The organism is Butyrivibrio fibrisolvens, assembly GCF_023206215.1.
In the GTDB taxonomy this organism is placed as follows: domain Bacteria; phylum Bacillota; class Clostridia; order Lachnospirales; family Lachnospiraceae; genus Butyrivibrio; species Butyrivibrio fibrisolvens_C.
The window spans coordinates 3,767,801-3,794,736 of the sequence record NZ_CP065800.1; the positions used below are offsets into that span (position 1 = coordinate 3,767,801).

General features: G+C 38.8%; 22 protein-coding genes. 3 read left to right on the top strand and 19 right to left on the bottom strand.

All coding sequences use genetic code 11. The features are described 5' to 3' along the window. Nucleotides 1-33 precede the first annotated feature (33 nt). The 6 genes from I7804_RS15775 to glyA all read right to left on the bottom strand — a co-directional run bounded on the left by I7804_RS15775 (nucleotide 34) and on the right by glyA (nucleotide 6,836). Entirely contained in the window at nucleotides 34-609 is a 576-nt protein-coding gene (locus I7804_RS15775) for a TetR/AcrR family transcriptional regulator (RefSeq protein WP_248404133.1), read from the bottom strand. Between the two features lie 166 nt (nucleotides 610-775). Next, entirely contained in the window at nucleotides 776-1,219 is a 444-nt protein-coding gene (locus I7804_RS15780; RefSeq protein ID WP_248404134.1) for an MATE family efflux transporter, read from the bottom strand. 188 nt (nucleotides 1,220-1,407) lie between these two features. After that, nucleotides 1,408-2,823 (bottom strand): 23S rRNA (uracil(1939)-C(5))-methyltransferase RlmD, encoded by a 1,416-nt coding sequence (gene rlmD / locus I7804_RS15785; protein ID WP_248404135.1) that lies wholly within the window; start codon nucleotides 2,821-2,823, stop codon nucleotides 1,408-1,410. Next, nucleotides 2,813-3,160: a hypothetical protein gene (locus tag I7804_RS15790; RefSeq protein ID WP_022754576.1), complete on the bottom strand. Its 348-nt coding sequence runs from the start codon at nucleotides 3,158-3,160 to the stop codon at nucleotides 2,813-2,815. The genes rlmD and I7804_RS15790 overlap by 11 nt, the downstream gene beginning before the upstream one ends. 144 nt (nucleotides 3,161-3,304) lie before the next feature. After that, a complete protein-coding gene (locus I7804_RS15795) occupies nucleotides 3,305-4,639 on the bottom strand; it encodes a glycoside hydrolase family 3 N-terminal domain-containing protein (RefSeq protein WP_248404136.1) in 1,335 nt (444 codons plus the stop codon). Nucleotides 4,640-5,597: 958 nt separating this feature from the next. Continuing rightward, nucleotides 5,598-6,836, bottom strand: a complete 1,239-nt coding sequence (glyA, locus tag I7804_RS15800; protein WP_248404137.1) for a serine hydroxymethyltransferase — start codon at nucleotides 6,834-6,836, stop codon at nucleotides 5,598-5,600. A gap of 357 nt (nucleotides 6,837-7,193) precedes the next feature. On the opposite strand from glyA, the gene I7804_RS15805 reads away from it, so the two are divergent. Together I7804_RS15805 and I7804_RS15810 are read left to right on the top strand one after the other, a co-directional pair. Beyond that, nucleotides 7,194-8,159: a diacylglycerol/lipid kinase family protein gene (locus tag I7804_RS15805; protein ID WP_248404138.1), complete on the top strand. Its 966-nt coding sequence runs from the start codon at nucleotides 7,194-7,196 to the stop codon at nucleotides 8,157-8,159. Nucleotides 8,160-8,341: 182 nt separating this feature from the next. Beyond that, nucleotides 8,342-9,085, top strand: a complete 744-nt coding sequence (locus I7804_RS15810) for a phosphatase PAP2 family protein (RefSeq protein WP_022756678.1) — start codon at nucleotides 8,342-8,344, stop codon at nucleotides 9,083-9,085. Nucleotides 9,086-9,195: 110 nt separating this feature from the next. Here I7804_RS15810 and I7804_RS15815 read toward each other — a convergent pair whose 3' ends face one another. The 13 genes from I7804_RS15815 to argC form a co-directional block, all read right to left on the bottom strand. Then, the gene (locus tag I7804_RS15815) at nucleotides 9,196-9,960 is read right to left on the bottom strand and encodes a DUF1653 domain-containing protein (protein WP_248404139.1); all 765 of its coding nucleotides are present in this window, start codon (nucleotides 9,958-9,960) and stop codon (nucleotides 9,196-9,198) included. Nucleotides 9,961-10,109: 149 nt separating this feature from the next. After that, nucleotides 10,110-11,123, bottom strand: a complete 1,014-nt coding sequence (gene holA, locus I7804_RS15820) for a DNA polymerase III subunit delta (RefSeq protein ID WP_022756680.1) — start codon at nucleotides 11,121-11,123, stop codon at nucleotides 10,110-10,112. Nucleotides 11,124-11,191: 68 nt separating this feature from the next. After that, nucleotides 11,192-13,591: a ComEC/Rec2 family competence protein gene (locus tag I7804_RS15825; RefSeq protein WP_248404140.1), complete on the bottom strand. Its 2,400-nt coding sequence runs from the start codon at nucleotides 13,589-13,591 to the stop codon at nucleotides 11,192-11,194. 61 nt (nucleotides 13,592-13,652) lie between these two features. Then, nucleotides 13,653-14,576: a GerMN domain-containing protein gene (locus I7804_RS15830; protein WP_248404141.1), complete on the bottom strand. Its 924-nt coding sequence runs from the start codon at nucleotides 14,574-14,576 to the stop codon at nucleotides 13,653-13,655. Between the two features lie 215 nt (nucleotides 14,577-14,791). Further along, a complete protein-coding gene (locus tag I7804_RS15835) occupies nucleotides 14,792-16,291 on the bottom strand; it encodes a sensor histidine kinase (protein WP_022754567.1) in 1,500 nt (499 codons plus the stop codon). A 6-nt stretch (nucleotides 16,292-16,297) separates the two neighbouring features. Beyond that, nucleotides 16,298-16,975: a response regulator transcription factor gene (locus I7804_RS15840; RefSeq protein ID WP_022754566.1), complete on the bottom strand. Its 678-nt coding sequence runs from the start codon at nucleotides 16,973-16,975 to the stop codon at nucleotides 16,298-16,300. Nucleotides 16,976-16,989: 14 nt separating this feature from the next. Then, nucleotides 16,990-17,829, bottom strand: a complete 840-nt coding sequence (locus tag I7804_RS15845; RefSeq protein WP_248404142.1) for a helix-hairpin-helix domain-containing protein — start codon at nucleotides 17,827-17,829, stop codon at nucleotides 16,990-16,992. A gap of 122 nt (nucleotides 17,830-17,951) precedes the next feature. After that, the gene (locus I7804_RS15850; RefSeq protein ID WP_248404143.1) at nucleotides 17,952-19,448 is read right to left on the bottom strand and encodes a sugar ABC transporter substrate-binding protein; all 1,497 of its coding nucleotides are present in this window, start codon (nucleotides 19,446-19,448) and stop codon (nucleotides 17,952-17,954) included. 86 nt (nucleotides 19,449-19,534) lie between these two features. After that, entirely contained in the window at nucleotides 19,535-20,734 is a 1,200-nt protein-coding gene (locus I7804_RS15855; RefSeq protein WP_248404144.1) for an aspartate aminotransferase family protein, read from the bottom strand. A 92-nt stretch (nucleotides 20,735-20,826) separates the two neighbouring features. Continuing rightward, on the bottom strand, nucleotides 20,827-21,714 hold the full coding sequence (argB, locus tag I7804_RS15860; protein WP_034453649.1) for an acetylglutamate kinase: 888 nt from the start codon (nucleotides 21,712-21,714) through the stop codon (nucleotides 20,827-20,829). A gap of 113 nt (nucleotides 21,715-21,827) precedes the next feature. After that, on the bottom strand, nucleotides 21,828-23,051 hold the full coding sequence (argJ, locus tag I7804_RS15865; RefSeq protein ID WP_248404145.1) for a bifunctional ornithine acetyltransferase/N-acetylglutamate synthase: 1,224 nt from the start codon (nucleotides 23,049-23,051) through the stop codon (nucleotides 21,828-21,830). A gap of 149 nt (nucleotides 23,052-23,200) precedes the next feature. Next, nucleotides 23,201-23,644, bottom strand: a complete 444-nt coding sequence (locus tag I7804_RS15870) for a GNAT family N-acetyltransferase (protein ID WP_248404146.1) — start codon at nucleotides 23,642-23,644, stop codon at nucleotides 23,201-23,203. 150 nt (nucleotides 23,645-23,794) lie between these two features. Continuing rightward, nucleotides 23,795-24,847 carry an N-acetyl-gamma-glutamyl-phosphate reductase gene (gene argC, locus I7804_RS15875; RefSeq protein ID WP_022754559.1) on the bottom strand — a complete coding sequence of 351 codons (1,053 nt, stop codon included), beginning with the start codon at nucleotides 24,845-24,847 and terminating at the stop codon, nucleotides 23,795-23,797. Between the two features lie 564 nt (nucleotides 24,848-25,411). Here argC and I7804_RS15880 point away from each other — a divergent pair. Further along, on the top strand, nucleotides 25,412-26,677 hold the full coding sequence (locus I7804_RS15880; RefSeq protein WP_022754558.1) for an argininosuccinate synthase: 1,266 nt from the start codon (nucleotides 25,412-25,414) through the stop codon (nucleotides 26,675-26,677). Nucleotides 26,678-26,936: the final 259 nt, after the last annotated feature.

Below are 26,936 nucleotides of genomic sequence, written 5' to 3' on the forward strand. Positions count from 1 at the left end.
TCAATTTATTTTTAAGAGTCTCGATGTATTGCATCAATCCCACAGGTACGGAAGGACTCCCTTAAGGAAGGTCTGAGCCAGAATATCTGCAACATCTTCAGCGGGGGACTCAAAGTTCTCCGCTGTCCATTTATGAAGTATACCTATTGTAAAACCAATAGTTCCTGCAATAAGGAAGGTAAAATGCTCTCTGGACTTAGGGACAGCACCCCCTTCTTTGCCAGTACCTGATACATATCTATGGAACATAGTCATAGCTTTTTCCAAAAAGGAATTGCCCCTAGGGCTCTTAAAAAGTCCAGCAAGAAACAGATTGTCCCTTGTATAATTGCAGATAGCAAGGAAATATGACCTGCAAAGCTCATGATCATTTTGCGGATGAAAGGATTCCATAAGTCTGAAGATATCATCAATAGTCTTATCTTCTGCCGCGCTTATAAGCTTGGTGACATTCTCATAATGATTATAAAAAGTACTACGCACGATTCCTGACTTTTTGACAACATCAGAGACCGAGATCTTATCATAGTCTTTTTCCTTTAATAGAAGAAAAAAAGAATCTATTATGGCTTCTTCTGCAGTGCTGTATCTAACGTCTTGTTCGTTCAAGTCTTTTCTCCCTTGAGGCCTTTTATTATAGAACTATCTGCTACTTTAATATCCTTCCTATAGTTATACCATTTTTTTCACGTCTTGTTTATCTTCTTGATCCATTTTCCGCTATGTAGTCTTACAATACAAACTATACATTTGATAAACTGATCTATCCTGAGCATTATATATACATAGAATCCCGGCCACTTAAGTATAAGTCCGGTGATAGCTCCAAGTGGTATGCTGCAAACCCACAAAAAGATAATATCTGCGACCATGAGGAATTTGGTATCTCCGCCTCCTCGTAGCGTACCCTTGGTAAGAATACTATTAGCAGCCTGAACATGATATTGACAGACTTCTTCATGTTCTGCTTCTCTTTCATTCCAAAAAATCTGCTGACAAGTACACTTGCTCCCATACCAAGTCCCATGCACATGATCTGGAATATTGTAATGAAATTATTGGCAAGTGTAGCACCGCTCATAGGAGCTTCGCCAAGCTGACCCAACATGATATTGTCAGCCATATTGACACCGACTGTGATCAGCTGCTGAAGCGCTATTGGAAGTGCAAACGCTACAAGTGTAGCATAGAATTTCTTATCTCTTACAAAAATCTGCATTCTTATTTTTTCTCCCCCCATTAGCATTCGTTTATCTATTGTACAGGAAAATAATGCAAAAAATAAGAGCATCTTTTTGACATTTCCATAGAAATCAAAAATTGATGCTCTTTTTTATATATCAAAATAATAAATTCAATAAAAACAATAAATACTACAGATAATTAAAGTTGGCTGTTCTGACTCATTCATAGCTTCTTTTTTAGAAGCACGATCGTCTCTATCGATCTTGTATGGCAGAACATATCAACAGGTACACAATCCGTAACTATGTATCCGTTCTTTACAAAGATACCAAGATCTCTTGCAAGAGAATCAGGTCCGCAGGATATATATACTACCTTGGAAGGCCCAAGTACGAACAGAGAATTAAGGAATTCTTCTGTAGCACCGCTTCTTGGAGGATCCATAAATACTACATCTGCCTTGTCACCTGAATCAGCCATCTGCTGCATGAATCTTGTAGCATCGTTCTTATAAAAGGTGACATTATCTATGTCATTGTTCTTGGCATTCCATATAGCATCCCTTACAGCATCTCCATTGATCTCAACACTTGTAACATGCTTAACATGAGGACTTGCTATGATTCCGATAGTTCCAACGCCGCTATAGCAGTCGAGAGCTTCTTCACTGCCATCAAGATCAGCCAGTTCTATAGCTTTTGAATACATCTTCTCAGTCTGAACAGGATTGACCTGATAGAAAGACTTGGGAGATATTTTGAATTCCATACCGCAAACTGTATCTGTGATATAGCCCTTGCCGTAGAGAACTTTCTCCTTATCACCAAGTATCATACTTGTATGCTTGTCATTAACATTGAGTACGATAGTTGTGATCTCAGGATGAGCCTTTAAAAGTGCCTTAACAAAATTATTCTTGGATGGAAGGATAGGACTAGTAAGAACCAGGATCACCATGATCTGACCACTATTTTTTCCAACTCTTATAAGAACGTGTCTTAAAAGTCCCTGTCCATAATCTTCATCATATGTTTTGATCTTAAAGGAACGGAGCATCCCTCTTATAGTAGCTATGATCTCATCAGCTTTCTTATCTTCTAAGAGGCAGGACTCTACAGGTACTACTTTATGAGATCCTTCCTGATAGATTCCTGAAAGAGGATTGCCCTTTCTGTCATGAGTAAAGACAGCATGAACCTTGCATCTGTAATGGTCAGGATCATCCATACCGATAAATTCACCTACAGTGCAGTACCTGGAAAGAAGCTCTTCGAGCCTTTCATGCTTAACCTTAAGCTGATTACGGTATGGCATATCAATAAACTGACATCCGCCGCACTTCTTCGATACAGGGCATCTGCTCTTAGAACTTGTTACAGATGTATTATCTGATCTTGTGGATTTCTTTTCAGACCTTACTACAGTCTTTTTAGCTTCCTTGCTGCCTTTTAAAGACTTTGCAAAAGGCTCCTTTGTTTTCTTTTCGCCTTTTTCAGTCTTTGTTATGGATTTCTTTGATCCCTGTACACCTTTGCCAGCCTTTGAGGCGGGCATTTTGGATCCTCTGCCATTTTTTGGGGCTTTGGCACTATTTTGGGCCAAATTTGCACTACCCTTAACAGAATCTTTACTCTTCATCTAAATCCTCTGCTTCATCCATGAGAGCACGTTTTGTAACTGCTCGTCTTTCTGTATCACCTGTAATATCCTTGAACTTAAGTCCCTGAATATTCTTAACAAGGCCATATGCCTTTTCAACTTCGCTTCTGTTGATCTTAACGAAACAGTTGATGCGGTCACTTCCTTTTCTTGAAAAAAGTCTCTGCCACAGTGACTGCTTCTGCCAATCGATATAATAAGAAATCCTGTTTTTCAAAAAGATTCTCTCAAGTTCTTTCTTATCTCTCTGAGAGAAAATATTGCAAAATAAAACTTCATTGTCAAAGTTCTGAGATTCAGTGATTATACTTGACATGCTGTCTTCTCCTTAAAATAAATTAGTATATGTCCATCTTTGATTACAAGTTTGAAAAATACATTTTTCAAGCACGACTTAAATACCACAAGGGTGTATTGTACAAGGAAAACGTATTATTTCCAATATGCATTTTCCCGAAAATTACATAGCATCATACGTATATCTTACACGAAGTATACGTCTTACTGACTCATTAAGTCTATCCTCTGTAATGATACCTGTATTTACAGCTTCAATGATTCCGTTATAAGCTGCCTGAAAGTCTTCTGGCATGAAGATCATATCCGCACCTGCAATTATAGCAGCAACAGCAGCCTGATCAGAAGTATATGCGTCGGTGATAGCAGGGACGTTCATGGCATCTGTGATGACTATGCCATCATATCCAAGATTTCCTCTTAAAGTATCGGTAATTGCACTTCCTGAAAGGCTACAGGGTATTCCCTCACCTGAAATAGAAGGACATGCTATATTGCTGACCATGATCGCATCAACACCTGCATCTATAGCACATTCGAACGGTACAAAAGTTCCGGCCTGAAGCTCTTCTATTGACAGATCACATGTTTCAAGTCCTGATGCCGGATCTGATACTGCTACAGGGAAAGAAGATGCGCATGCGCTTACACCTGTTGTTTCTAATGAAGATATATATGCAGAAGCCATCTGAGCTGTCAGATTGGCGTCCGTTCCAAATAAATTCTCTGCATCCGAAAGTTTAAGATTCGGAGCAAGATTCATGTTAAAGCCGTAGTTGATAAGGTAGGATCCAAGAGCGCCGGCGTTTTGGGCTGCATCATCACTGCCTTCAAGAAGTGATGGAGCTTTGGTTCCGGTAATTCCAAGACTTGTAGCAGCTACACTTTTTGAGCCTCCTTCTTCCGATACAGCAAGAAGTAAAGGATATCTGCTCATCTGCGAAGTTGTAGCAAGCATTTCTTTGATCTGATCATCGCTCTTTATATTATTAGACGAATATACAATTCCGCCTACAGTATACTGTTCAAGTGCAGCCTGAGTGCTTGAGCCTGCTTTGACAGCGCTATCAACACCCGTAAGCTGCTCAGGTGTTATAAAAAAGATATATGCAGCCTTCTCTTCAAGGGTCATATTAAGAAGAGTGGCATCTATTCTGTTATTAACTATTTCATCCGCTTCAGAAGCCAGCGGAACTTCCTCATCATCAGGTGTGATAATAGCTATCTCTGTATTCTCAGAGCTTTCTGAAGCTGCGATCCGGGCATCTTTTTGTGTTTGATGATCTATCACAGCTGCTGATACCTTCTTGATCCCCCATACAAGCCCTGTTATAGATACTGTAATCAGTACAAGTACTATTAAATATGCAAACATTTGGGATCTTAGGCGGCGCCTGCGGCGATTTTCTCTTTTTTGCTGCTTAGATTTTTCCTGAACATTACCCTGTTCTAAATCCTGAGCCGTTTCAACTACTGCATTATTATTTTCTTCCCTCATATCTTTTTTCCCTCCCTAACCGAAATAAGAACAAGATGAAACGAATAAAAATAGTAATGACAATACTTAAAATCATTTTAACACAAAAAGCACAAAAAAAGAACGGCGACCTTTTCTCTTCAAGCCACCGTTCTTCATTCTGTTGAAATTTTTTTACTAATTATTACTCTGTTAATAAATATCTGCGTTGGATCTTCACATCCCAATGGACTGTACCTCCGATTTCTCAACCTGCTCTTTCCATTCACTTTTGCTTTTAAAAGCTGTGGTGGTCAAGATGTAGATATTGATCGTCGCCACTAATCATGTACTAAAGCCGTTGTAATAATATAACACTGTTTCTTAATCGTAAATCTAAATTAAGTAGTCTGGTGGTCCGTACCTTCCTTTCCAGCAGTTATAGTAAATTACTTATGTCTTTGGAGTATACCTGCCTTTCTTTCGGTCCCCCGAAGTATTTTCTTCACTTAATTCGTTTGGATTGATTATAGTATACTAAAGCTATTTTGATTTGTCAAGTCAATTTGAGTTATTTTTATTTATATTCTGTTATTGAATTGATTAATTGTACTAATATCTGCTATTTGTTTATATATTTTATTATTTTCTGAAAATTATAAACATAACTCAAATCTTCCGTTCCTATTACATTTATACCATTTAGAGCTTTTTGATAACCTAATATCTATGGAAAATATAGGACACTACAACTCATATGATCTCAAAAGTTACATAAAAAGAGCCATAGCATAAGATTAAGATAACCAAATGCCATGGCTTTAATTGTCTTATTTATATGACAATTTATTATTTTGTACTTAGATCATATTCCTGAATCTGTTAAAGTAATAAGATTTAGGGCATGCTTACCAGACCTGAAAAAACTCTGATTCAGGATAAGCTCCCCGGATCTGAAATACATATTTAAGAATAAGCTTACAGGATCTTATAAAAAGGATCAGATAAGTGGATATTTGTCTGTAAGAGACTTAACTACCTCTTTTGCTTCTTCGATTCCGGCTTCCTTCTTCTTGATAACTGTAGCAATAGCTTCGGCGATCTTGTCCATATCCTCTGTATTCATGCCTCTTGTAGTAACAGCAGGTGTACCAAGACGGATACCACTTGTTACAAAAGGAGACTGTTTTTCATTAGGTATTGTGTTCTTATTGGCAGTAATATGAGCTTCGTCAAGCCATGCCTCAACTTCCTTACCTGTAAGGTCATAGTTAGTAAGATCCACGAGCATAAGGTGATTGTCAGTGCCGCCTGAAACGATCTGTATGTCTCTTTTCATAAGACCTTCTGAAAGAGCCTTGGCGTTGTCGATAACTCCCTGCTGATATACCTTGAATGAAGGATCAAGTGCTTCCTTGAAGCAGATAGCTTTGGCAGCGATAACATGTTCAAGAGGGCCGCCCTGAATTCCCGGGAATACAGCCTTATTGAACTTAAACTTGTCCTGGGCAGCCTGATTCCACATGATCATACCGCCTCTTGGTCCTCTAAGTGTCTTGTGAGTTGTAGTAGTTACAACATCTGCATATGGGAATGGACTTGGATGAAGCCCTGCTGCAACAAGACCTGCGATATGAGCTATATCTACCATAAGGATAGCTCCGCATGCATCTGCTGCCTCTCTGAACTTTTTAAAATCAATTGTTCTGCAATATGCAGAAGCTCCTGCTATTATAAGTTTTGGTTTATTCTCAATGGCGAGTCTCTTCATCTCGTCATAATCAAGAAATCCGTTTTCATCTACACCATAAGGAATTACCTTAAAGTATGTACCGGAGATATTGGCCGGGCTTCCGTGAGAAAGATGACCGCCCTGATTAAGGTTCATACCCATAATAGTATCACCTGGCTCAAGAAGTGCGAACTGCACTGCAAGATTGGCCTGAGCGCCTGAATGGGGCTGTACATTTACATAATCACAATGAAAAAGCTCTTTGGCACGCTCTCTGGCAAGATTCTCAACACGGTCTACAACATAGCATCCGCCATAGTATCTTTTACCCGGAAGGCCTTCTGCATATTTGTTGGTAAGAGGGCTTCCCATTGCTGCCATTACAGCCTTACTGGTCCAGTTCTCAGAAGCGATCAGCTCTATGTGATCATTCTGACGCTGCATTTCATCCTCAATTGCCTGAGCGATTTCGGGATCAACTTTTTTGACTTCATCCAATGAATACATTTTCTCTCTCCTGACATATCTACCGACTTATACGGTTTTCTACTGTTTTAAGCATCACTTGGCATATCATAGCATATAGATACATCAATTTCTATATGACAAAAGTAATTTTTTGACCAAATATTCAAACAAATTACATTAATTTTGTAATGGGTTATAGGTGTCAAAATTATATGACGTATTTAACAACATTTTTTATATATTCATTTTTGCAGGATTAGAGAATATACTATCATTGTCTGTGTTTTTACTATAAAAAAAGCAAAATCATAGATAACCACTTAGGATGATCTTAAAAGATCTCCGGACTATAATATAGTTATTATGTGCGTCTAATGCACTTCTAGGAGGAGTTGTATGTATTATGTAATCGTCAATCCCGGATCAGGTTCCGGACGGGGATATTATACCTGGAAAAAACTTGAAGAAGGTTTTATTGTAGCAGGGCTTAAATATAAGGCTGCATCTACCAAAAAGGCCGGAGATGCCAAAAGGCTCACTACTTCACTAATGGAAATGCATTCAGAAGAATCCCCTCTAAAACTGATAGTCATAGGCGGCGATGGGACTATGAATGAAGTTATTAATGGCATCACAGATTTTGACAAAGTCGTTTTAGGATATATCCCGGGAGGATCTGCCGGGGATCTTGCCTTTGGTCTTGGTATTAATATTGATACTTCAGAACTTATCCAGAGGATTACCGAAGGTAAAGTTCTTAGGACTTCAGATATCGGCCAGATCACATACAACAATATTTCATCCACCTATTCAAGACTTCATGATGATGAAGTTAAGACCACAAGATACTTTGATGTCAGTGCAGGAATAGGCTTCGATGCTGCAGTATGCGAAGAAGCTCTTTCTTCAAGGCTCAAGAAAGTCCTTAATGCAATCAATCTCGGGAAGCTCACATATCTTCTTATAGCTCTTCATCAGATATTCTCTATAGAAAAAAACGCTATGGATATCACTACCAAAGAAGGTGAAAAGCTCCACCTTGATAAAGCTATTTTTGCTGCAATGATGATTCATCCTTTTGAAGGTGGCGGATTTATGTTCGGCCCTTATGCTGACTGTAACGATGGCTGTTTTGACGTATGTGCCGCAGGAGATATGTCCTTTTTTACCATAATGAGAGCACTACCTTCTGCCAAAAAAGGTAAGCAGTTCAAGTACAATGGAATTCATGCACTAAAGAGTTCTGAGATACATATAAAAACACAAAAGCCTTTATGGGTTCATACTGACGGCGAAGTTTCCGTAAAATCTGATGATATTTTGATCAAGAACACAGGTTTTAAACTAAAACTCATGGTCTGATAATCCGATATCTATTATGAATTTGCTTTTTTTACATTTTTTGTAATATTTGACCATTTTTTACCGAAATATCGATATTTTTTCAGTCAGTTTCATATTGATAATGCCGGTATGAACGAGTATAGTAGTATTTGTAAATTCAGACATCATGCCATTTTACATTATCAGAGAAGGAAAATACTATGCAAAATTTTATCAAAGCAGATGAGTTCAGTAAGCCTATAACGGCTACAAGAATCAAAGAATCCATCCTTATGACGATTCCCACTGCTATATATGCCGTTATATACCTAGTATGGTTCAACTACATAGAAACTCGTAAAGTCATACACTTTACAGAAATGCACACAAGACTCGACGATATGATACCATTTATGGAAGTGTTCGTTATTCCGTATATTCTATGGTTCTTCTTTATCGCTTTTTGTACTGCATATCCTCTTCTCAAATACGAGAAGGAAGATTATTGGAGATTCATGATCTTTCTCGGAACAGGTATGACATTGTTCCTTATCATATCAACGATCTTCCCTACTATTCAGTACCTAAGACCGGCTCAGTTTGAGAGGAACAATATATTTACAGCTCTTGTATCTGTATTTTATAAATATGACACGCCTACCAATGTCTTCCCTAGCATGCATGTTTACAATGCTATAGGCGGCGCATTTAGTATTCAGTATAGCAAGAGATTCAGCAAAGGCTGGAAACTGTGCTCACACTTCATCTCACTTTCGATCGTACTATCTACAATGTTCATCAAGCAGCACTGCGTTATCGATGTTGTGAGTGCTATAGCACTGGCTCTTATAATGTATTATGTTGTATATCGCTCTGATATAACACTTAACTTCCTAAGGAAGATCCACTTCATCGATCCTGTTATGGAAGACGGCGAAGTTGCAACTCAGGAGATCAGACTTTAATACAAGTGCTTACTAAAAATAATTGATCTTAACATAACAAAAGCTCTTTACCTTACGCCATGTAAAGTAAAGAGCTTTTTTATATTCATAATTCTTATTTTAAGCAGTTCTTATCTAAGTCTTTCTGTTTCAAATCTGGCTATAGTATCAAGACAGTTTCGAAGATCTGCAAGCCTGTCATACACATCTCCCGGCTCAACTTCCACATCTATGGCCATAGCCATTATATCTATCATGTCATCTGTTACTATAGGTCTTATCTTCTCAAGGATCTGAAGCCTTGCCTTGGCAGAGTCGCTATCAAGGAAAGCTACTACATTAGGATCAAGGTTAAGTTCATCAGCCTCGTCTTCTATAGTTTTATTCATAAAATAACTGTCAGTATCAGTTGCAGAAGCCTTTTTTTCAGGTTCTCTTTCAGGTTCTTTTTGAATATTTATATTAAGCTCCTGCTTTTTCTCAGGACGAACTACAAATGAGCTTTTTACAGTATCCATAGATTCTGTATCATCACTTCTTGATATATCCGGTGATCCTGTAGCCTTTGATCCGCTTAATGTATCATGTGAGCCTAAGATTACTGTATTATGTGTTTCCTGACGTTTTAATGCTTCTGCATCTTCTTTTCCCTGATCAGATAAGCTTTCAGGATCCACAAGTTCAAATCTCATCTTCTGCAAAACATCAGGATATTTCAACCTGTCGACAGGACTTGTGAACATGGACAGAGGTCTTGCATAAACTTTATAATCTCCATAGAGCGCCTGATATATTACAAGCTCTTCTCCGGTTTCAGAATGAATCGCGATAGTAAGAACCTGATATAGATTCCCTTTAAAATGTCTGTAAATCTGCTGTGGTAATGGTCTTTCCATATGTTAGTCCTCCATGATTTTATAATAATCCCTAAACCTTCCCAAACTTTTGGGGAAAGTTAAGTTAACTTCAAAATATTTTTCTATATATTTTTTCTATATATTTTTTTAAATAAAAATACCTATCTGTTTAGTATATAGGTTACAGATCATCTGGCTGAGCACTTTACTATTATCATTTCTACGCTTATCACATCATTTAGCTTACCGCTCTTGTATGCTTCATCACTTGCAACACACATTTCAAGGCATGCTTTGAGCTGCGCTATGGTATATGATCTGGCCCAGTTTATATATTTAGAGACTATGAACGGTGCCAGATGAACTGCTGATGCGATACTTGCCTTATCTTTATGATTATCAGACATTTCTTTGACCTGCAGCATGATGTTGAACTGCCTGAATATCAGTGCCAGTATCTTCTGCGGTGGTTCACGAAGTGCCAGAAGATCATAATACAGATCCATAGCCTTCTTCTGATTATGTTCTACTATAGCATCTGTCATAGCGAATATCTGATTAGATAGCCAGTTAGCACATACCGCGTCAACGTCTGAAACACTTACGCTATCTCTTCCCATGCAGTATGAGCTGATCTTCTCAAGTTCATTGGCAGCATTAGACATATCTGTTCCAACTCTTTCGAAGAAAAAATTCAATGTAGCTTCTGTTACCATAAGTCCATTATTCTTGAGTCTTCGTCCTGCCCATACCCTAAGATCGGCTATATCCGGCGTATCACACTCAATGGTAAGTCCTTTCGAATTGGCAGCTTTGAACATGTCTTTTCTTTTATCAACACTGCTTTCAACAAATAGAAAATACGCAGTCTCTGATGGCGACTTTATATAATCGGCAAGTTCCGGACATCCGTTTTTAAAAAGTCCTGACTCTTCTACCACTATAACTCGTCTTGGAGCAAAAAAAGGCATAGTCTCTGCCATATCTATCACTTCCATGACATTTATATCCTTGCCTTCATAGCGGCTCATATTCATGGAATCACCAGTCCCTAAAAGAGCTTTTTTGAGTTCATCTTTGACCTGATTTCTTAAATATGCTTCTTCGCCATATACAAGGTAGCAATGTTTAAAATCTTCTGCTTTTATATCTTTAACTATCTCGCTATGCTTAGCTTTAAATTCTGATGTCTTTGCCGGCATCATTGCCTCCCGATACCATGCCACCTTTAATATGCAGCATATATATTCCTAAAGTCATTTACTATATCTTACCACAATCCATTATTGGCAAGAAAGCTTTTTAACTTGAGTGTATCTCCCCTGCCATCGCTATCTACAGTTATAGCGCCTTGTTCATACGTTATAAAATACTTACATCCGCTTGCTTCAAGCCTTTCAAGTACCTGCTCATGTGGATGTCCGTACATATTGTTCCTGCCTGCGGATATTACGCTACAAAGGGGATCCAGTATATCCAAAAACTCTTCATCTGTCGTATATCTTGACCCATGATGCGGAACCTTTAATAAAGTAAGATCTGAAAACTCACTACTGTTTTGACTCATGAATTCGTTAAGACTTCTAAGTCCTTCTTCTTCTACATCTCCTGTAAGAAGACTTGAAAAGTTTTTGTGCTCTATATAAAGGATAGTGGAGTGTGCATTGGCTCCGTCTGTGTACATTCCCTCAGGAGGGCCTATACAGGTTATGGTGATATCGCTGCTTCCTGTACGAAGCTGATCGCCTCTTTTTATATAAGAAACCGGAACGCCTGCTTTTATTGCAGCTTCTTCCAGCTGCTCATAGCCGGATTCTCTGCATCTGGTATCACAATCCGGAAGTATAAGACTTCCAATCCTGATCCCTCCTGACGACATAGCTTCCAATAATTCCAATACACCTGATATATGATCCTTATCTTCATGAGTTATGATACATGCATCAATATATCCTATCCCTTCATACTTAAGATACGGTGTCAATATATACTTGCCTACATTGGATCTTGAGGTGCTGCCTCCATCTACAAGATAGGTCATGTTCTCCATTTCTATTACAATACCGTCCCCTTGTCCTACATGAAGAAATGATAGCCGCAGATCCGGTCTTATTCTTATAGCCAGGATCCATACTGCTACCACCGGTATAAGATATACAAGATACGGGTATATGATTCTTTTTTGTTTTTCAGGGCGTTTTTCTGCAACACCGTTTTTGCCGGAATCTTCCGGATCAAGTTTTCTTTTTATATATTCTCTTATATACTTATGAGATATTATGAATACTATAAGTAGAATATAATAAATCACCACCTGCCATGCATCGGCATGTCCTGCATACCAGGTATTTGCAGGAAGGTACCTGCTTCCTATACATATCCCTTTGTACATGGTAAGGATGATGTGGCACATAAATCCGGGAAACAAAGCTATTCCTGTGCAAACACTTCCCAAGGTAAGTACTGCTATTCCAAGTCCCAGTAATATAGTCATGAAAGGAAGTACCAGAATATTAAGAAAGACAGAATATACAGGGAATGTATAATACGTATTCATCTGCACAGGCAAGATCACAGCAGATACTGATAGCGATGCTCTTACTATAGACAATACGCCTTCCACGATCTTTTCTCTGGCGATCATAAGATAATCTCTGACTGTCCTGTTTTCAGAATTCCTTATGAGTTTATCCATACGCTTTGTATAATCCGCATCTCTTGGAATGATGTCCTGTGACAGAGTAGGCAGTACAAGTCCTATTGCAATAACTGCTCCAAAACTCATCAAAAAGCCGCTATGATAGATATACAAAGGCTCCTCGAATATAAGGAGCATGGCAGCTACAGACAGGCCTGTCAGCATATCATAGGTACGTCCCAGAACTATAGCTAACATATGAATACAGAACATGATGATAGCTCTTATCGCTGATGTACCCATTCCGCACATTATACCGTATGACATCATCATTGCAATAGATATCAATGCAGCAGGCATTATCCTAAGCCTTAATCTTCTAAGAAGATTATAAAGACCCATTCCAAGAATCGATATGTGAAGCCCTGATATACTTAAAATATGTATTATTCCTGCGCCCTGATACAATCCCTTTATATCTTCATCCATGGATGTTCTGTCTCCAAGAAGCATTGCTTTCATTACAGATGCATCCTCATCTTCAAAGGTATCATCAATGATCTTTTTTAGATGCTCTCTCATCCTATACAATGATTCTTTAAATCTATCCGGATCATTATTGTTATATTTGACTATACCTTCCCTTATCTGATATTCAATTTTCAATATTTTATAATATGTGCGGCTGTCAAACTCACCGGGATTACTTGCTCTTGAAAAGGCATAGTATTCCCCTTGCACTGTTATCTGTTCACCTATTTTGGGGATATTATCATAGATATCCTGATACGAAGACGCAAGGTATACTTTTACTATAGTATCCTCTTTTTCAGAATCTTCGATATATAGAACTTGAACCTGATTGTCATCGAAATCGGTTCCGGTCTCTTTGGAAGTGACTTTTCCCGATATTGTGATATATTCTCCGTTTTCATATCCCAGATCAGAATAATCCGGCGGATATACCAAGAGAAATATAAAGACAGCCGCCACAAATGCCATTGTAACAAGGCATAGTGGCCTTCTAAACATTTTCTTATTTTCCTATTTTTTGATTTTTCTATTTTCTGGTTTTTCTAACTTTTACTGATTTTTACTCTTCTATGATCTCAAGATTTCTTTCATATGTACTTGAAAGACTTAGGCTGTCCATAAACTTGACATCTTTATTGCCGTCAACTGTTATCTGAACTTTATTAACTTCAGCAAATTCACAAAGTGTATTAACTATAGAGTATATTGCAGTCTGAGCTGTAACAGTATAAGGCTCTGTCGTAAATGCAGAATCAAGATCGACATAGCAGATACCATCTCTTACTGTTATTGAATTTATACTGGTAGCAGGGTTGATCGTAGGATATACTTCATCTGTGTTAGGGCCGGCGATAAGCTGTTCCAGCGCGATTCTCTCCATAGGTATATTACTATTGAATACAACAGTACGATATACCTTGATAAGTCCGTCTCCAGACTCGTTTGTAAAATAAAGAGTAAGTGTCACCTTCTCATATGTATTGATCTCGTTACCTGCATTATAGATAAAGGTATCTTCAGTCATAGTTCCTATAACGTTACCTGAAGCATCAGTAAGCGGGCTTCCGCCAACCTGAAAAGTAACAGTCTTCACCGCATCAATCTGAGTAAGTGTACGAACCATAGCAGCTCTGTCAAGGATCTCAGTAACATGATCAACAGAATTATAAGACTCATTAAAATTAAGAATGAGGCTGTCATCTGTCAATTTGTAATCTATTAGGGCGATCCTGCCTGCAAGAGGAGCTTCATAAGAAAAAGTATCAGGATTTTGAGAAAGCTGCTCTATAAGCTCTGCTATTACAGCATCCGTATCTTTGATATCAGATGTTAGAGTATAGTCATCAGCTACAATCCCTGTTTCAGAAGAGTTGACATAATAAATCTTAACTTCATTATCAGCTTTTTCCGCGTCACCTGACATTCCAATTTTACCTGCACACGCGGTCATAGTCATGCAGACAGCAAGAATAAGAACAAGCACTATTCTTCCTCTAACGACCTTTGATATTCTTTTTTTCAGAGAAAAATATTACTATTCATTCTGACTCTGATTCTCCCTGTTATCTCACTTAATCCCTGTATTTTTTCACTTACTCTTTGGTAGTCATACCTGATATTTCTTCATCATTCTTAGTCTAACTTCACTATACTTAAGTCAACTTCACTATCCATAACAACACTTAGCCTTACTTCATCTTACTTAGCATAGCTAAGCGGTATCGTAACAGTAAAGGTAGTACCCTCACCAAGGACACTATCTACGTCAATGGATCCTCTGTGCATCAGTATCGCACTCTTGGTTATGGATAGACCAAGTCCTGTTCCACCTATCTCTCGTGATCTTGACTTATCTACTCTATAGAATCTGTTAAAGATAAGATCTGTTGAATCCTCAGGTATACCAACACCTGAATCTGATATTGTAATAGTAAAGGACTGATGATCAGCATCAAGTATTACCTTGACCCAGCCCGATTCCTTATTATATTTGATAGCGTTCTCAACGATATTCATAATCGCAAGTGACAGCTTGACTTCATCTATCTCTGCTGTAACAGGACGCCTTGAGTCAAATGTAAGTTCAATATTATTCTTTCGTGCTATAGGACGAAGTCTCTTTAGTATGATCTCAGTCATCTCATTGACATCAACAGTAGAGATATTGAGCTGCGCCGCTGTTTTGTCCATCTTGACAAGAGACAGAAGATCATCGATTATCGTAGCTTCTCTGTCAACTTCCTTACTAATATCCTGCATGAAGTCCTGATACATCTCAATAGGAGCATCCGGCTGAGCCACCAGAGTATCAGCAAGTACCTTCATAGATGTTATCGGTGTCTTAAGCTCATGTGATACGTTGGATACAAACTCCTGACGGGATTCATCCAAAGTCTTCATCCTGGACAGAAGCTGGTTGAAGGCAGTAACTATATGCTCTGTCTCAAGATAATCCGGAACAGAGATCTCTTCATTGGTAAATCCTGCCTTGATATCATTGATCGCACTTGTGATCCTGTCAAAAGGCTTGAGCAGAATATTAGCTGCAAACAAAGAAAACATAAAGATAATAATTATTATTATGAGTTCTATAGAGCTTGCGTTCTTATTCAGAATGTCAAGAGTAGTACTGATATTATCAGTAGATACACTGGTAAGTATGACACCTACTACCGTCTCAATTTCTTTTTCCTTGCCGTTTTCATCTTCTACAATCTGGCTCTTAGTGATAGGTGTAGTGATCTCAATATAACCATTATTAGCATCATAAACAGATGTTGTACCGTTATCGCCCTGCTTAAGGCACTTTACAACCTCTTCTGAGATAATGGTCTTCTTTTCACTTATACCATAGGTATCTTTGATAATTTTGAGATTGTCATCAATGATCATGACACGTCCATCATAAAGATTGGCAAGCATGTCAAGCTCAGCACCGACAACTTCAGATGAGGTATCCTGCAGGTATCCATAGGTGATCAGATGATCAGCAAGGATACGAGCCTGTGTCTGAACCTCAGTTGTACGAACTGCAACCGCACGACCTTCATATGTCTCTAATATTGCAAAGTGGACAACCTGACAGGATATAAGGCCTGTCACAAAGACAAGTACGAAGATACGTGCACGCAGACTTTTGAATATATTGACTATTTTTAATTTATGTAATAATTCACCAAAAAATGTTTTCAGATTCATACTGATTTATGCCTGAAAATAATATCCTGAGCCCCACTTTGTTCTTACATATCTAGGCTCGCTTGGATTAGATTCGAGTTTCTCACGAAGTCTTCTGACATGAACATCAACTGTTCTAACATCTCCCGGATACTCATCACCCCAGATATCTGTAAGAAGCTCATCACGTGAAAAGACTTTGCCTGAATGTGCAGCAAGAAGCTCTAATACTTCAAACTCACGGCTTGTAAGGCTTATCTCCTTATCTCTTACAAATACTCTTCTGTATTCTTTATTGATCTTAAGATCACCAAATACCATCTCAGACATGGATTCTACAGATGCTGCTCGTCTGATGATAGCCTTGATCCTTGCTTTTACTTCCAGTATATTAAATGGTTTTGTGATATAGTCATCAGCACCGTATTCAAGGCCCAGGATCTTGTCCATATCATCACCCTTAGCAGTAAGCATGATAACAGGAACATTGCTGAATTCTCTGATTGCCTGACATACTTCAAAACCTGAAAGTTCAGGAAGCATTACATCCAGAAGAATGATATCGTATTTATTGGCCTTGGCAAGCTCTAAAGCTTCAGCGCCGTCATATGCGCAGTCAACTTCCATTCCATCCTGTTCCAAACTAAATTTAAGTCCCTTTACAATTGACTTTTCATCATCAACAACAAGTGCTTTACGTGACATATCGTCCCCACTTTCTATACTGTTATACTATCTTTGATCTGTTCAAATACTTTGTCTTTGATCCCACTGACCTTCTTGATATCTTCAATACTCTTAAAAGGTCCATTCTCATTACGATAAGCGATTATGGCATCTGCTCTGGATTTACCGATCCCGCTCAAGGTACAGAGTTCATCTACTCCTGCAGTATTGATATTAACAAGTACGTTGCTGCTATCAGAAGCATTATCACAAGAAGACAAGGCAGAAGTATTATCAGCTTCACTATTCTGTTTATTGGTATCTACGGGCTTTCCATCACCTGTCACAACAAATGATGTATCTGCACTGACATCCGCCTGGTTGTCACTACTACTTTGAGCCTCCGCCTTTTCAAGTTCTTCGATCTCATCAGTTGTAGGTACCTGAATCTTCATACCATCAGAAACAACCATTGCAAGATTCAGATATTCTGTGGCAGCTTCAGTGCTAAAGCCTCCTGCAGCATCAATCGCATCAGCAATCCTATCTCCGGATGATAATTCATAGACGCCGCTGTTATTAACAGCTCCGCATACATATACCTTGATGATAACATCAGATATACTTCCATCAAAGTTGCTATTATCAGTACTATTGCCATCTGCAAAAGCACCCGCTACAGAATCGTCTGTCGCAGAAGCATCCGCTATAGAGTTCTTCGATATTGAAGCCTCATTCAAAGAGCCGCTTTCTACAGAATCTTTAGTACTTGATTCTATAGATGAATCTTTACTTTGTATAACCTGATAATCATTTGATTTGCAGCCACACATAAGTAGTGTTGCAACAACAAGTACCGGTATCAATCCGGCTTTTGATCTTTTAAACTGCATGTTCCTCCTAATTGGAGGATCCCGCCATGCATACTACTTTATTTTATTTCAAAAACAAAGACCTTGCAAGTCCTTTTAAACTTACAAAGTCTTTATATAAAACAATAACGTATTAACTATTATTATTCAGTCATTCCCTCATCATAATATTCCTGAGCCTGCGTCCAGGTAACATCATTAGTAAAATCTATAGGAGACTCTTCTATAGTCTGTTCACTTCCTGATACCTGGGTCTTAACCTGACTGGATACCTTTCTAAGTGTCTCATTAGGATCTGCGCCTTCCCAGATTTCTTCAAAGGATATCTCAAGCTGCATCCAGAAATTAGATGTTGCGATCATCTTGGGCATTGGAACAGAGCCTTCATAAGCTTCCATAAAGCCCTTGATTCCGGATTCTGAATGCTGAACATTTTTATTGGCCGAAACCTTACCGGTCATTTCATATAAAGTGTCATCATATCGTCCGCAGATATATTCCGCTGCCTCTGACGCTTCTTTAGAGTGTTCTGAATAGCCGTTTACAACGATGCATCTGGTAACTGACATAGTTCTCGTTCCTATATCATCAGTAAGAGACGGCATTGTAACAACTCCGTATTCATAAGGACATTCACCCGCTTCCTGTGCCTTAGCTATTGTATCAAGAGCATCAGTTGTAGCCAGTGTGAATACGATTTTACCACCTATGAAATCCTGTATTATCTCCTCATATGATGAGCCTTTTGAATCAATGGCAAAGAACTGATTGAGCTGCTGATACAGGTCCATGCATCTTATTGCATCTTCATTATATACATCTATAAGCTGTGAATTGTCTCCGGCATCTCCACCTATATTGATATAATTGCCTACAAAGAAGTAATTATAAAAAATATCTGACACATCCCACTTAAATACCGCTTCAACTTCTGCAGGTGCATTATAAGTCTCTGCAAATCCAATAATATCAGTTATAGTATCAGGGATCATCTCATCGACACGCTGCTCGACCTGATCATCAGATATTTCTACAGAGCCTTCAAAAGAAGCACTGTCTGATTCCTGAGTGTCAGCATCCTGCTGCGGATCTTCAACATTCTCCATATAATATTCATTCTCAAGACTGTCTCTTGCTGCATTCTCAAGATAGGTCTTGTTATAGATAAGTGTACTGGTCTCAAAATAATAAGGATATGCGATATACTTGCCATCATAGGTCACACTCTTTAGAGCTGCAGATGGATACTGGGTATCTGAAAGAGTGTCGCTTGTAACAGGAAGTGCAAGTCCTGCAAGATATGCTTTTTCTAAAGAATCATTAGTAAGAATATACAGATCAGGATACATCTCACCGGCAGCTGATGCCGCTGAAATATTCTCAAGATATTCAAGAGCTGATACAAGTGTAGGTTCAAGTCTTGTGTATTTATGTGTATCATTATAGGTCACTGACAGCTGCAGCAGATAATCTGTAAGCGCATCATCATCATACCAGAGTCTTATAGTTGTTTTCTTGGTTGCAAAAAAAGAACTATTCTCATCCGCCAGTACACTTCCACCATAAACTGCCGCAAACATAGTAACAAAAAGTACGCATACTGCCATAATAACTGACAGAAGTCTTTTTTTCTTATTCATCAAAAAATCTCCCAACATTATTAAGGCGCAGCATACGTACAAATAAGTATCATCGATATCTGGATAAAAGATGTCATCAAATGTCTTTAGATCTCTCTAAGACAAGAATCCAGGATCTCTATCATCTTGTCTACATCATCTTTGGATATCACTAGCGGCGGAACAAAGCGGATTATAGAAGGTCCTGCATTAATAAGGATAAGTCCCTTGTCCATAGCACTGACAATTATATCTGCTACAGGCCTGTCAAAGACAAGTCCCTGCATAAGGCCCCTGCCGCGCCTTTTGGTCACAAAATCATATTTATCTACAAGCTCATCAAGCCTTTTTTCAAGGTAAGGAGCTACTGAATTCACATTGTCTATTATATTGTACTGCTCAAATAAATCAAGCACCTTACTTACAGCAGCGCATGCAAGAGGATTGCCGCCATATGTAGTACCGTGATCTCCGGCCTTGAGAGAATTCTGTCCGGTCTTTTCATTGAGGAGGAATGCACCTACAGGAACTCCGCATCCAAGAGCCTTGGCACAGGTCATGATATCAGGCTTTATACCATAGCTCTGCCATGCAAACATATGGCCTGTTCTTCCCATTCCGCACTGGATCTCATCCAGTATAAGAAGGATATCTTTTTCATCACATAAAGTTCTGACTTTTCTTAAGAATTCTTCTTCGGCAGGGAAAATACCGCCCTCTCCCTGAACAGTCTCCATGATTATAGCACAGGTTTTGTCATTAACGTTTTCAAGAATGCTCTCAAAATCATTCATCTTAGCAAAACGTATATTGCCGATCATAGGCTCAAATGCTTCGCGATACTTGGGATTGCCGGTAACAGACAAAGCGCCGAAAGTCCTTCCGTGGAAGGAATGCTCTAAGGCGATGATCTCGTGATCTGTTTTTCCATCCTTAAGATATGCATACTTACGGGCAGCTTTTAAAGCTCCTTCTATAGCTTCAGCTCCTGAATTAGTAAAAAACACACGGTCCATGCCGCTGACTTTCTTGAGTTTTTTGGCAGCTTCTATTGCAGGCACATTATAGTAATAATTGGATGTATGAATAATTTTGTCTATCTGAGCTTTGAGCGCATCATTGTATTCTTTATTGTTATAGCCAAGAGCAAAAACGGCTATTCCTGATACAAAATCAAGATATTCCTTACCATCAATATCATATAAATGTACACCATCGCCATGATCAAGAACTACCTGATAGCGATTATATGTATGAAGGAGGTCTTTCTCGGCCTCATCTATGTATTCTTTCATTTTGTCAGACATATTCAACTAATTCCTCTCTTAACCCATATATGTTTTTTGCCAAAAGTCAGATCTTAATATCTTCCGTTCTTATGCTATATACTAAATTCTGATCATTTAGCACATGAAGTCAGCTCATCTGTATCATTCATAAACATGGTACCGATACCTCTGTTTGTGAAGATCTCAAGAAGAAGGCAATGCGGTATCCTTCCGTCAAGAATATGAACTCTGTTGACACCTTCCCTAACTGCAGACACGCAATTTCCAAGTTTTGGAAGCATTCCGCCTCCTATCTGGCCGGAAGCTATAAGATCATCTGCTTCCGAGCATGTCAGACGGCTGATAAGAGATGTCTTATCATTTATATCCTTATATACTCCTTCTATATCTGTAAGGAAGGCCAGCTTCTCAGCTCCTACGGCTTTAGCTATAGCACATGCAGCATCATCTGCATTGATATTATAGGTATCAAAATTATCATCAAGACCAATAGGTGCGATGATCGGAAGATAATCTCTGTCAAGAAGATCATAGAGTATCTCAGGATCAACCTTATCTACATCACCTACAAATCCTATATCCTGGCCATTCGAATATTTTTTCTTAACATGTAAAAGCCCTGAATCCTTACCACTTAAGCCTATAGCTTTGATACCCAGTTCCTGAACCATTGTAACAAGCTGCTTATTGACCTTGGACAGAACCATTTCTGCTATTTCCATAGTTTCTGAATCCGTTACTCTAAGCCCGTTTACGAACTCAGCTTTTTTGCCAACTTTGCCAACCCAGTTACTGATGGCTTTGCCGCCCCCGTGTACTATGATAGGCTTAAATCCTACAAGTTTAAGAAGTGTAACATCCTGGATCACATTTCTTTGAAGATCTTCGTTGCTCATAGCGCTTCCGCCGTACTTTACAACTATTATCTTACGATTAAATTTCTGAATATATGGAAGCGCTTCGATAAGCACCTCAGCTTTTTTCATTACATCCTGCATATCCTTGTCCACTGTCTTATTCTCCTTAGCTCAAATGATCTGATTATGTAGCTTGCATTCAGCATACTGACTCATTCATATTTGATCAGTAAAAATATATTTTGGGTATATTTTCAGCTTCTATAGTCTGCGTTGATCTTGACATAATCATATGTAAGATCACACCCAAAAGCTGTTGCTTCCTGATCTCCTTCATTCATATTGGCAACTACCATAACTTCATCCTCTTTCATAATAGAGACTGCATATTCTTCATCAAAGTCAATCGGATTGCCATGATCGAATACCTTAAGTGTTCCCTTCTTACTTTCAAAAAAGAGTTCAACATCATTTTGATCAAACTTCGCCCCGGAATATCCCATAGCGCACAAAAACCTTCCGAAATTGGCATCGCATCCGAATATTGCAGCCTTAGAAAGATTAGAGCCTACTATCGCTCTTGCAAGAGTTCTTGCGTCATCCTTAGTCTTTGCTCCTGTAACTTTGGCTTCAAAGAGCTTGCTTGCGCCCTCTCCGTCACCTGCCATCTTCCTTGCAAGGAATCTGCATATAGTAAAAAGAGCTTCATAAAACTTATCATAATCTTCGTTCTTGGAAGTAATAGTATCATTTCCCGCAAGACCATTGGCCATAAGCAGAAGGGTATCGTTAGTTGAGGTATCTCCGTCTACTGTTATCATATTGAAGGTATCCTTAACTACGCTAGAAAGTGCCTGTTGCATGAGCGTTTTGTCAATAGAAAGGTCTGTTGTGATAAAACCAAGCATGGTACACATGTTAGGATGTATCATTCCTGACCCTTTACTCATACCTCCGACTGTTACAGTCTTACCACCAACTTCAAAAGTAAGAGCATACTCTTTATTAATGGTATCTGTTGTCATTATTGCTTTAGAAGCTTTGGTTCCGGCTTCCTTGTCGTGACTCAGAATCCCTGCCATGCCAGTCACTCCGTTTACAAGCTTATCTACAGGAAGCTGCATGCCTATAACACCTGTAGATGCAACAGCTACTGTATCATATGGAACTCCAAGTTCTTTCTCAACAGCCTTGGCTGTAGCTTCGCAGGCATCAAACCCTTCCTGCCCCGTACATGCATTGGCTATTCCGGAATTAATAACAACAGCCTGCATCTTGGATCCTGATTCAACTATCTTCTTGTCCCACATAACACATGCAGCCTTGACCTGATTGGTAGTAAATGTTCCTGCGCATTCACATGGCACATCCGAATAGACCATAGCCATATCGGTACGTCCCTGGTATTTGATGCCTGCTGCAAAGTCTGCTGCTTTAAAGCCGATTGGTGCTGTAACACCGCCTTCTATAATCTTCATATCAAACCTCATCCTGAATATAAATAAACAATCGTTTTTAAAAAACAAATCTATTAATCGCAAATTCTATCGTAGGTATTTCTTATTTACGAATTCCTGACTTCATCATAGAATCATGATTTTTGACATATTTTTTTATTAAATAAAAATCATATATTAAATATAGTAACATTATCCGGATCAATAACATGATCGTAATAGTTCATGTCATTTCTAAGGATCCATCCCATCTTGCTCCAGAATGCATTGCCAGCTTCATTGGTAACGAAAGCATTAAGTGCGACTTTGCATATCTTTTCTTCCTTAAGGGCCTTAAGACAAAAGTCAACCATGTGCTGTCCTATATGTCTTCGCCTATAATCCGGCGAAACACACACATGATACATGCAGGCGCGTCTTCCATCATGTCCGCACAGTATGGCACCAACTATCTTGCCATCTTCTACATCAACACAGCATGTAGTAGGATTTCTTTTTAGAAAAATCTCGATCCCCTCTTTAGAATCATCTATACTCCTTATCCCAAATCCCTTGATCGACATCCAAAGTGCATATACCTCGTCATAATCTTCTATTGTCATTACACGAACCATTACTTTACCTCATGCCATAAGTGAAAAAACACTTTTAATTTCTATTAAATATTGGCGACTTAAGAAAGATCACATTGCCAGTCATCAAATGCCATCTGTGCCTGCATAAGATAACTGACATAATGCATTTTCTAAAGTCGTGTTCTATTGTTAAGGAAAACAAGGGACCATATCAAGTCCCATGCTCTCTTCAAGTCCGAACAGAATGTTCATATTCTGTACAGCCTGTCCGGCTGCGCCTTTCACAAGATTGTCAAGTGCGCCCATCATAATGATGCGGCCGGTCCTTTCATCAATCTTAAAGCCTATATCTACATAATTGGAAGTTTCCACCCATCTTGTCTCAGGATATACACCATCATCAAGTATTCTTATAAACTTCTCTTTTCCATAATACTTATTGTATACATCACGGATCTGCTGCGGTGTAGGGAGCTTACCATCTATCTTATTAAGGCTTGCATATTCTGTTGCAAGGATTCCCCTGTTCATAGGTGCAAGATGCGGTGTAAAGTTTATAAGTATCTCTTTGCCTGCCGCATATCCAAGCTGCTCCTCTATTTCAGGAGTGTGTCTGTGATTGGCAACTCCGTAAGGTTTTGCACTTTCATTGACCTCGCAGTAAAGGTTAGCTACCTTGGCTCCTCTTCCGGCGCCTGATACGCCGCTAAGTGCATCTATTATAAGAGTATCCGGATCGATAAGTCCTTCTTTGACCAAAGGATAAGCTGTAAGAATGGAGCATGTCGTATAACATCCAGGATTAGCAACGATCCTTGCGCCCTTTATCTTATCTCTGTTGATCTCGCATAGTCCGTAGACAGCTTCATCAATATACTTTGGAGCTTTGTGCTCGATCTTATACCACTTTTCATAAACGGAAACATCTTTAAGTCTGAAATCTGCTGAAAGGTCAATGATCTTGACCTTATTAAGAATATCTTCATTGACAAGTGATGCACACAGGCCTTGAGGAGTTGCTGTGAATATCACGTCAACTTCATCAGATAGCTTGTCCATATCTTCGCCAAGACAATCTGCATCTACTATTTTAAAAAGATTCTGATAAATAGATGCATATTTCTGATCTATATAACTTTTGGAGCCATACCATACAACTTCTGCCTGAGGATGCATCTGAAGTAGCCTTACAATTTCTGCTCCGGCATATCCTGTTGCGCCAATAATTCCAACTTTGATCATTTCACACCTCCGATTGCAGTGTCTTACTTTCTTTAATTGAACTTACGATCAATGATCTAAAAGCCACTACATCAATCCGATATTGAATAACTTAATACAGATTAATTTTACTCTGTTTTTTGTGATGGAAATTTACTAAAACGCACCATTTCATTATAATGTATTTAATAGTAAAAATTCCATTTTCTTTTTGATCATTCTTAAATGTATAAACAAAATACCCAGTATACCAACTTATTTATATAAGAAAGTGCACCGAATGCGCTTTTTATCTGTCACATTCATAAGAATATATGTCATAGTATACGACCGGGTGTATAATAATGCAAGTAATATTTTAATATTTATACATTATTTTTGAATTATTGTAATATTTATACATTTTCTTCTTGCATTATGCATCAAATAGTAGTATATTTACTTTTGTCACACATACAAGTGCTCATCTATTTGCATAGATTTTATGCAAGATCGGGCAGCTTTATGGACAATATGAGATTTATCATTACTAAATATACATTATCACACAGAATTTTTATTCATAAGTAAATGGAGGAATTATCAATGGCTACTAAGAAAAAAGAAAAAGTTATCCTTGCATATTCAGGTGGTCTTGACACTACCGCGATCATCCCATGGCTCAAAGAAACCTACGGCTACGACGTTGTATGTGTATGTGCTGACTGCGGACAGGGCAATGAACTTGATGGCCTTGAAGAAAGAGCCAAAGCAAGCGGAGCATCCAAGCTTTATATAGAAGATATAACAGATGATTTCTGTGACAATTACGTAGTACCTTGTGTTCAGGCTCATGCAGTATACGAGAACAAATATCTCCTTGGAACATCCATGGCTCGTCCGGCTATCGCCAAGCGTCTTGTTGAGATTGCAAGAAAAGAAGGCGCAACTGCTATCTGCCATGGTGCAACCGGCAAAGGAAACGACCAGATCCGTTTCGAGCTTGCATTTAAGGCTCTTGCACCCGATATCCGCGTGATCGCACCCTGGCGTGATCCTAACTGGAAGCTTCAGTCCCGCGAAGATGAAGAAGAATACTGCAAAAAGCACGGAATCAATCTTCCATTCTCTCACAGCAACAGCTACAGCCGTGACCGTAACCTCTGGCATCTGTCCCATGAAGGTCTCGAACTCGAAGATCCTTCTAAGGAACCCAACTATAAGCATATGCTCGTTCTTGGTGTAACACCTCAGGATGCTCCGGATAAGGAGACTGATGTTACTATGACATTTGAAAAAGGTGTTCCTAAGACAGTTAATGGCAAGAAGATGAAAGTCTCCGACATCATCCGCACTCTCAACGAACTTGGTGCCAAAAACGGTGTCGGAATCATCGATATAGTAGAAAACCGTGTTGTAGGAATGAAGAGCCGAGGCGTATATGAAACTCCAGGAGGAACTATCCTCTATGAAGCTCACCAGCAGCTTGAAGAGCTCATCCTCGATCGTGATACCTATGCTCTCAAACAGGAAATGGGAGCTAAGCTCGCTCAGATTGTATACGAAGGAAAATGGTTCACACCTCTTCGCGAAGCTGTCCAGGCCTTCATTGAAAGCACCCAGCAGTACGTGACAGGTGAAGTTCACTTCAAGCTTTATAAGGGCAATATCATAAAAGCCGGAACAACATCACCATACTCACTCTACAATCAGGATATCGCTTCCTTCACAACAGGCGATATGTATGATCACACAGATGCAAGCGGATTCATCAATCTCTTCGGTCTCTCACTCAAAGTCCGCGCTCTTAAAATGCAGGAAGTTGATGAAAAAGCCAAGAAGTCAGCAAAGACCTCTGTAAAGAAGAAATAATACCACTTATCAATATCAAGACGTAATGGTCAAAAGTAACATTTGAAATCTGCATCATATCAAAAAGCATAGGCCACAGCAACTTATCCGCTCATATCCACGAATGAAATGAGCGGATATGTACAAGCCTTTCTTTAAATGAATACATACATTATCATTATAAAAGACATTCGGCAATAGCTGGTATTGCACTTCCGAATGTCTTTTTAATTGCTCATTAACTATTTTTTGTGTATTCTATACATTGGATAAGCGCTTT